Origin of the sequence: Pseudomonas sp. KB_12 (assembly GCF_052114545.1) — a bacterium.
Lineage (GTDB): Bacteria > Pseudomonadota > Gammaproteobacteria > Pseudomonadales > Pseudomonadaceae > Aquipseudomonas > Aquipseudomonas brassicacearum.
On sequence record NZ_JBFREY010000095.1, the window covers coordinates 1 to 675 of the forward strand.

A 675-nucleotide genomic window follows, 5' to 3' on the forward strand; every position below is an offset into this window, starting at 1 on the left:
GGGTTCCGCTCTTACAGCGGGTCACTTTTGGAAGAGCGCCAAAAGTAACCAAAAGCGCTTTGCCCCACCACTCGGTGCCTCGCTTAGGCTCGGCATGCCCTCACTCCGGCATTGCTCCGTGGGCCGCCGCGAAGGGCCATCCATGGCCCAGCGCGGCTAACCCGGCATCCATGCCGGGTTGCCCACTGCGCAATGCCTGCGTTCGGCCATCGTGGTTAACGGGGCGCCCGAGATCAACGTCCACGCCGAGGCGGCCTAGTAGCCGGCCTGGCTCTCCTGGTCGTACACCCATCAGATCTGTGGGAGCAAAGCTTGCTCGCGAAGACGGCGGTACACCCAATACTGATGCAAGCTGACCCACCGCTTTCGCGAGCAAGCCCACATAAATTTTGTGTTCACTGGAGATTAAATGTGGGAGCGAGCCTGCTCGCGATGGCGGTGGTTCAGTCACCTGGATGTTGGTCTGCCGGCCTCATCGCGAGCAAGCTCGCTCCCACAAAGGAACTCCGGGTGCACACGAATATTGTGTTTGAGGTGGTCAACTTTTTCCGGACACCTCAATCGGTGTTTTCAGGCTGTTTGCCGCTCGTACTGATTGGGCGGCAAATAGTCTAACGATGAATGCATTCGTCGTTCATTGTAGAACCGCACAATGTAATCCGTGACGTCCTTGAT

At 57.9% G+C, this 675-nt stretch carries 1 protein-coding gene; it reads right to left on the reverse strand.

Going from position 1 to position 675, the window contains the following annotated elements; all coding sequences use genetic code 11:
- Window positions 1–570: 570 nt before the first annotated feature.
- Window positions 571–675, reverse strand: a 105-nt coding sequence (locus AB4Z20_RS28010) for an IS3 family transposase (RefSeq protein WP_442090604.1), incomplete at its 5' end; no start/stop codon positions are given.